The sequence below is a fragment of the Corynebacterium sp. genome (assembly GCF_012837295.1).
In the GTDB taxonomy this organism is placed as follows: Bacteria; Actinomycetota; Actinomycetes; order Mycobacteriales; family Mycobacteriaceae; genus Corynebacterium.
In genome coordinates this window covers 1-6,743 of the sequence record NZ_DURI01000069.1, presented here as the reverse complement: position 1 = coordinate 6,743, position 6,743 = coordinate 1, and the positions used below count along the sequence as shown (strand labels likewise).

At 70.3% G+C, this 6,743-nt stretch carries 7 protein-coding genes; all 7 read left to right on the top strand.

All coding sequences use genetic code 11. The features are described 5' to 3' along the window. Positions 1–46: 46 nt before the first annotated feature. The 7 genes from argF to tyrS all read left to right on the top strand — a co-directional run bounded on the left by argF (position 47) and on the right by tyrS (position 6,475). Positions 47–1,018: an ornithine carbamoyltransferase gene (gene argF, locus GX015_RS02460; protein WP_291342529.1), complete on the top strand. Its 972-nt coding sequence runs from the start codon at positions 47–49 to the stop codon at positions 1,016–1,018. A gap of 5 nt (positions 1,019–1,023) precedes the next feature. After that, the gene (locus GX015_RS02455) at positions 1,024–1,509 is read left to right on the top strand and encodes an arginine repressor (protein ID WP_291342524.1); all 486 of its coding nucleotides are present in this window, start codon (positions 1,024–1,026) and stop codon (positions 1,507–1,509) included. A 42-nt stretch (positions 1,510–1,551) separates the two neighbouring features. Then, a complete protein-coding gene (locus GX015_RS02450) occupies positions 1,552–2,751 on the top strand; it encodes an argininosuccinate synthase (protein ID WP_291342522.1) in 1,200 nt (399 codons plus the stop codon). Positions 2,752–2,839: 88 nt separating this feature from the next. After that, a complete protein-coding gene (argH, locus tag GX015_RS02445) occupies positions 2,840–4,309 on the top strand; it encodes an argininosuccinate lyase (RefSeq protein ID WP_291342520.1) in 1,470 nt (489 codons plus the stop codon). 11 nt (positions 4,310–4,320) lie between these two features. After that, positions 4,321–4,494 (top strand): Trm112 family protein, encoded by a 174-nt coding sequence (locus GX015_RS02440; protein ID WP_291342518.1) that lies wholly within the window; start codon positions 4,321–4,323, stop codon positions 4,492–4,494. A 32-nt stretch (positions 4,495–4,526) separates the two neighbouring features. Continuing rightward, positions 4,527–5,147 (top strand): DNA-3-methyladenine glycosylase, encoded by a 621-nt coding sequence (locus GX015_RS02435; RefSeq protein WP_291342527.1) that lies wholly within the window; start codon positions 4,527–4,529, stop codon positions 5,145–5,147. A gap of 53 nt (positions 5,148–5,200) precedes the next feature. After that, positions 5,201–6,475, top strand: coding sequence for a tyrosine--tRNA ligase (gene tyrS / locus GX015_RS02430; protein WP_291342526.1), 1,275 nt, complete (start codon positions 5,201–5,203; stop codon positions 6,473–6,475). Positions 6,476–6,743: the final 268 nt, after the last annotated feature.

The following is a 6,743-nucleotide window of genomic DNA, read 5'->3' as shown; positions in this document are numbered from 1 at the left end:
GAGCCGCACCGGCGGCCGTCGCAAAGCAGACAAGAAGAAAGGAGCCGTGACCACCGTGACCACCCGACACTTCCTCGCGGACGACGACCTGACCCGCGCCGAACAGGCCGAGGTCCTGGCGCTGGCCGCGAAGCTCAAGGCCGACCCGTACTCGGCGCGCCCGCTGGAGGGCCCGCAGTCCGTGGCCGTGCTGTTCGACAAGACGTCGACGCGCACCCGGTTCTCGTTCGACGCGGGCATCGCGGCGCTGGGCGGCAACGCCATCGTCGTCGATTCCGGCGCGTCCCAGATGGGCAAGGGCGAGACGCTGCAGGACACCGCCGCGGTGCTGTCGCGCTTCGTCTCGGCGATCGTGTGGCGCACCTACGCGCAGTCCGGGCTCGAGGCGATGACCGAAACCGCCACCGTGCCGGTGGTCAATGCCCTGTCCGACGAGTTCCACCCCTGCCAGATCCTCGCGGACCTGCAGACGATCATCGAGAACCTGTGCCCCGACCAGGGGCAGGCGGGGCTGGCCGGGCGCAAGGCGGTCTACTTCGGCGACGGCGCCAACAACATGGCCAACTCGTACCTCGTGGGCTTTGCGACGGCCGGCCTCGACGTGACCATCTGCGCCCCGGAAGGATTCCAGCCGGAAGCCCGGTTCGTCGACCGCGCGCGGAAGGTCGCCGAGGACACCGGCGCCACCGTCGCCGTGACGGCGGACGTCGACGAGGCGATCGCCGGCGCGCAGATCGTGCTCACCGACACCTGGGTGTCGATGGGCCAGGAAAGCGACGGCCTCGACCGCCGCACCCCCTTCCTGCCGTACCAGGTCAACGCCGAGCTCATGGCCAAGGCCGCTGATGGCGCGATTTTCCTGCACTGCTTGCCCGCCTACCGAGGCAACGAGGTCACCGCCGACGTCATCGACGGGCCCGCGTCCGTCGTCTTCGACGAGGCGGAGAACCGCATGCACGCCCAGAAGGCGCTGCTGACGTGGCTGCTGGAGCGCAACACCGGCGGCGGGGAAGCGTAGGAATCATGACCATCCCCGGTTCCCGCACCGCACGGCAGGCCCGCATCGCGGACCTGCTGCAGCGGCGGCGGATCTCCAGCCAGATGGAGCTCGCGGCTCTGCTGGCGGCGGAGGGCATCGACATCGCCCAGGCGACGCTGTCCCGGGACCTCGACGAGCTCGGAGCCCGCAAGGTCCGCGAGGACGGGTCGGGCGCCGCCCGGTACGTGCTGGAGGGCGACTCCGACGGCGTCGCGGCGAGCAGGGGAGCGGTGGCGCGCATGCGGCGCGTCCTCGACGAGCTGCTGGTGGCCGCCGACCACTCCGGGACCATCGCGGTCCTGCGCACCCCGCCCGGTGCGGCGCAGTACCTGGCCAGCGTCATCGACCGCGCGGGCCTGCCCGACATCGCCGGCACGATCGCCGGCGACGACACCATCTTCTGCCTGGCCCGGGAGCCCCTCACGGGGGCGGACCTGGCCCGGCGTTTGTCCGGCGACGCCGGGCAGTAACATCAACGACAATCAACACCCCTCAAGAAGGAGCGAACCCACATGACTGATCGGGTCATTCTCGCCTACTCCGGCGGCCTGGACACCACCGTCGCCATCGAGTGGATGAAGCAGGAGACCGGCGCCGAGGTCGTCGCCGTGTCCATCGACGTGGGACAGGGCGGCGAGGACATGGAGTCCATCCGCCAGCGCGCGCTGGACGCCGGCGCCGTCGAGTCCGTCATCGTCGACGCCCGTGACGAGTTCGCCGAAGAGTACTGCCTGCCGGCCATCAAGGCCAACGCCCTGTACATGAAGCAGTACCCGCTGGTCTCGGCGCTGTCGCGCCCGCTGATCGTCAAGCACATGGCGCAGGCCGCGAAGGACCACGGCGGCACCCACGTCGCCCACGGCTGCACCGGCAAGGGCAACGACCAGGTCCGCTTCGAGGTCGGCTTCTCCAACACCGCCCCGGACCTGAAGATCATCGCCCCGGCCCGCGACTACGCCTGGACCCGCGACAAGGCCATCGCCTTCGCCGAGAAGAACGACATCCCGATCGAGCAGTCGAAGTCGTCGCCGTTCTCCATCGACCAGAACCTGTGGGGCCGCGCGATTGAGACCGGTTACCTCGAGGACCTGTGGAACGCCCCGACGAAGGACGTCTACGCCTACACCGAGGACCCGACCCTCAACTTCAACTCCCCGGACGAGGTCATCATCTCCTTCGAGGACGGCAAGCCGGTCGCCATCGACGGCAAGCCGGTCACCATGCTGGAGGCCGTCGAGGAGATGAACCGCCGCGCCGGCGCCCAGGGCATCGGTCGCCTGGACATGGTCGAGGACCGTCTTGTCGGCATCAAGTCCCGCGAGATCTACGAGGCGCCGGGCGCCATCGCCCTCATGACCGCCCACGCCGCCATGGAGGACGTCACCGTCGAGCGCGAGCTGGCCCGCTACAAGCGCGGCGTCGAGGCCAAGTGGTCCGAGCTGGTCTACGACGGCCTGTGGTTCTCCCCGCTCAAGCGCGCGCTGGACACCTTCATCGAGGAGTCCCAGAAGGGCGTTTCCGGCGACATCCGCATGACCATGCACGCCGGCAACTGCAACGTCAACGGCCGCCGCTCGAACTCGTCGCTGTACGACTTCAACCTGGCCACCTACGACGAGGGCGACACCTTCGACCAGACCCTGGCCCGCGGCTTCGTGGAGCTGCACGGCCTGTCGTCGAAGATGGCCGCCAAGCGCGACTTCAACCTGTAGGTCCCGCACCAGATCCCGTGCACGCGCCCGGCCCCGACACCGGGGGCCGGGCGGTCGCATCCCGCCACCGATGAGGAGCACCACCGACATGTCCGAGCAGTCCGCGCAGTCCGCCGTCGAGCAGCACGGCACCAACGAGGGTTCGCTGTGGGGAGGCCGGTTCGCCGGCGGCCCCGCCGACGCCATGGCGGCGTTGAGCAAGTCGACCCACTTCGACTGGGTCCTGGCCCCGTACGACGTGCTGGCCTCGAAGGCGCACGCGAAGGTACTCAACGCGCGGGGCCTGCTTTCCGACGACGACCTGGCCACCATGCTGTCCGGCCTGGACTCGTTGGGCGCCGACGTCGCCTCCGGCGCGTTCGGTCCGGAGGAGTCGGACGAGGACGTCCACGGCGCCATGGAGCGCGGTCTCATCGACCGCGTCGGTCCCGAGGTCGGCGGGCGCCTGCGCGCGGGCCGCTCCCGCAATGACCAGGTGGCCACGCTGTTCCGCATGTGGGTCCGCGACGCGGTGCGCGACATCGCCGCGGGAGTGCTCGACCTGGTCGACGCCCTGGCGGATCAGTCGGGCGCGCACCCGGACGCGATCATGCCGGGCAAGACCCACTTCCAGGCCGCCCAGCCGGTGCTGTTGGCCCACCAGCTGCTGGCGCACGCCCAGCCGCTGCTGCGCGACGTCGAGCGCATCCGCGACCTGGACCGCCGCCTCGCGGTGAGCCCCTACGGCTCGGGCGCGCTGGCGGGTTCGTCGCTGCACCTCGACCCCGAGGCCATCGCCGCCGAACTCGGCTTCGATTCGGCCGCGGACAACTCCATCGACGCGACCAGCTCCCGCGACTTCGCGTCGGAGACGGCGTTCGTCCTGGCCCAGATCGCGGTGGACATGTCGCGCCTGGCCGAGGAGATCATCGCCTGGTGCACGCCGGAGTTCGGCTACGTGACGTTGGCCGACGAGTGGTCGACCGGGTCGTCGATCATGCCGCAGAAGAAGAACCCGGACGTCGCCGAGCTGACGCGCGGCAAGACCGGCCGTCTCATCGGCAACCTGGCGGGCCTCATGGCGACGCTGAAGGCGCAGCCGCTGGCCTACAACCGCGATCTGCAGGAGGACAAGGAGCCCATCGTCGATTCGGTGGCGCAGCTGAACCTGCTGCTGCCGGCGATGACGGGCCTGGTGGCCACGCTGACCTTCCACGAGGACCGCATGCGCGAGCTGGCCCCGGCCGGTTTCACGCTGGCCACGGACCTCGCCGAGTGGATGGTGCGCCAGGGCGTGCCCTTCCGCGTCGCCCACGAGGCCTCGGGCCAGTGCGTGCGCATCGCGGAGTCCCGCGGCGTGGGCCTGCACGAGCTCACCGACGATGAGCTCGCGGGCGTCCACGAGTCCCTGACCCCGGAGGTCCGCGAGGTGCTGACCATCGACGGCGCCGTGGCCTCCCGCGACACCCGCGGCGGCACCGCCGGCGCGCGGGTGTCCGAGCAGCTCGGCCGCGTCCGCGAGGCGTCGGTCGGCGGCCGTTCCTGGGCGGACGCCCCGGTGCGCGGCAACGGGTCGTAGGATTGACTGCCATGAGCCTCGATCCGAAGTTGCTGGACATCCTCGCCTGCCCCCGCGACAAGGGGCCGCTGACGTACCTCGAGGACGAATCCGTCCTGGTCAACGAGCGACTGGGCATCGCGTACCCCATCGAGGACGGCATCCCCGTGATGCTTTCCGACGAAGCGTTCGACTGGCCTCGTTGAGCGGTGGCGAAGGAACCGGCGGGGGCGCGGCGCTGAACCGCGAGACCCTGTCGGTGCACCCGTCCGAAGCAGCCCGCGCGCTGCTCGGCCGGGTTCTCGTCATTCCGGGCGAGGGACTGCGAGCACGGATCACCGAGGTCGAGGCCTACGGCGGTCCGGCGGAGTCGCCGTGGCCGGATCCCGGCGCCCACACGTGGCCGGGCCCCACGCCGCGCAACCGCGTGATGTTCGGGCCCGCCGGGCACCTGTACGTGTACCGGTCCTACGGCATCCACTTTTGCGCCAACGTCACCGCCGGACACGACGGCGTCGGCGGGGGCGTGCTGCTCCGGGGCGCCGCGATCCTCGACGGCGAGGCCGCCGCGATGGCGCGGCGGCAACGGGGAAACGTGGGCGTCGTCAAGCGAAACCTGGCCCGGGGACCCGGCAACCTGGGCCAGGCGCTCGGCATCGACCTGGGGGACTACGGGCGGGACCTGTTCGACCCGGGCTCGCGCGTGCAGCTGGGCGACGGTGCGGCGCCCGCGGAGGTTCAGTGCGGACCGCGCGTCGGGCTGCGGGCGGCATCCGAACGGCCCTGGCGATTCTGGATCCCCGGCGAACCCGGAGTCTCCGCCTACCGCCGCCACGCCAAGGCCGACGGCCTGGGGTAGACCCGTCCGGGCCGGCCGCGGCCGCGCACGTTAGGATGACCCGCGTGACCGACATGAACATCATCGACGAATTGGAATGGCGCGGCCTCATCGCGCAGTCGACCGACCTGGACGCGCTGCGCGCCCTGGCCGAGGAAGGCCCCATCACCGCGTATGTGGGCTTCGACCCGACGGGCTCCTCGCTGCACGCGGGGCACCTCGTTCCGCTGGTGATGCTCAAGCGATTCCAGGAGGCCGGGCACCGCCCGATCGCCCTGGCCGGCGGCGCCACCGGCATGATCGGCGACCCCCGCGACGTCGGCGAGCGCTCCATGCTCACCGAGGACGAGATCGCCGGCAACGTCGCGAAGATCGAGGGCCAGCTCCGCCGGTTCATCGACATCATCGAGGAGGACCAGCCGGGCCGCGGCCTGCTGGTGAACAACTACGACTGGGTGTCCAAGCTGTCGGTGATCGAGTTCCTGCGCGACCTGGGCAAGAACTTCTCGCTGAACACGATGCTCGACCGCGACACCGTCAAGCGCCGCCTCGAGTCCGACGGCATGTCCTACACCGAGTTCTCCTACATGCTGCTGCAGGCCAACGACTTCGTGCACCTGCGCCGCAACCACGAGTGCCGCCTGCAGATCGGCGGTTCGGATCAGTGGGGCAACATCGTCTCCGGCGTCGACCTCAACCGCCGCCTCGACGGCGAGAAGGTCCACGGGCTGACCGTGCCGCTGGTGACCGACGCGTCGGGCGAGAAGTTCGGCAAGTCCACCGGCGGCGGCAAGCTGTGGCTCGACGCTGAACAGACCAGCGCCTACTCGTGGTACCAGTACTTCCTCAACGCCGGCGACACGGTGGTCATCGATTACCTGAAGTGGTTCACCTTCTTGACCCGCGAGGAGATCGCCGAGTACGAGGTCGCCGTCGCCGAGCGCCCCTTCAAGCGCGAGGCCCAGCGCCGCCTGGCGCAGGAGATGACCGATCTGGTGCACGGCGCCGAGGCCACGAAGGCCGTGGAGCTCGCCGCGCAGGCGCTGTTCGGCCGGGCCGAGCTGTCCGAGCTGGACGAGGCGACCTTGGCGGCGGCCGTGTCGGAGACCGAGGTCGCCGACGTCGACGCCGGCGAGCCGGACACCGCCGTCGACCTGCTGGTCGCCTCCGGCCTGGCGAAGTCGAAGGGCGAGGCCCGCCGCACCATCAAGGAGGGCGGCGCGTACGCCAACAACGAGCGCATCACCGACGAGGAGTGGGTGCCCGCCGATTCCGACCTCCTGCACGGCAAGTGGCTGGTCCTGCGCCGCGGCAAGAAGAACTTCGCCGGCGTGCGCGTCAACCGCTGACCGCGGGTCCGCACGGAGCGAGGCTCGAGCCCGCCATCCCAGTTCGACTGGGGTGGCGGGCTTTTCGCTTGCCGACGGCCGGTGCGCAGCCGGCGCGGGGGAGAAAAGCAATGTTGACCAGGCATTTTGGTGCGTACGGGACCCGTGTGTAGTGTTACCGGGGCAAGCGAGACGCCGGGACGGTGCCTGCAAGGGCGCTGATCATGGTGGGTTGTTTGCGGGGAGTTCACCTCCTGGTCGGGCCGAGTTTGACTTGGGTCCGGCGGGT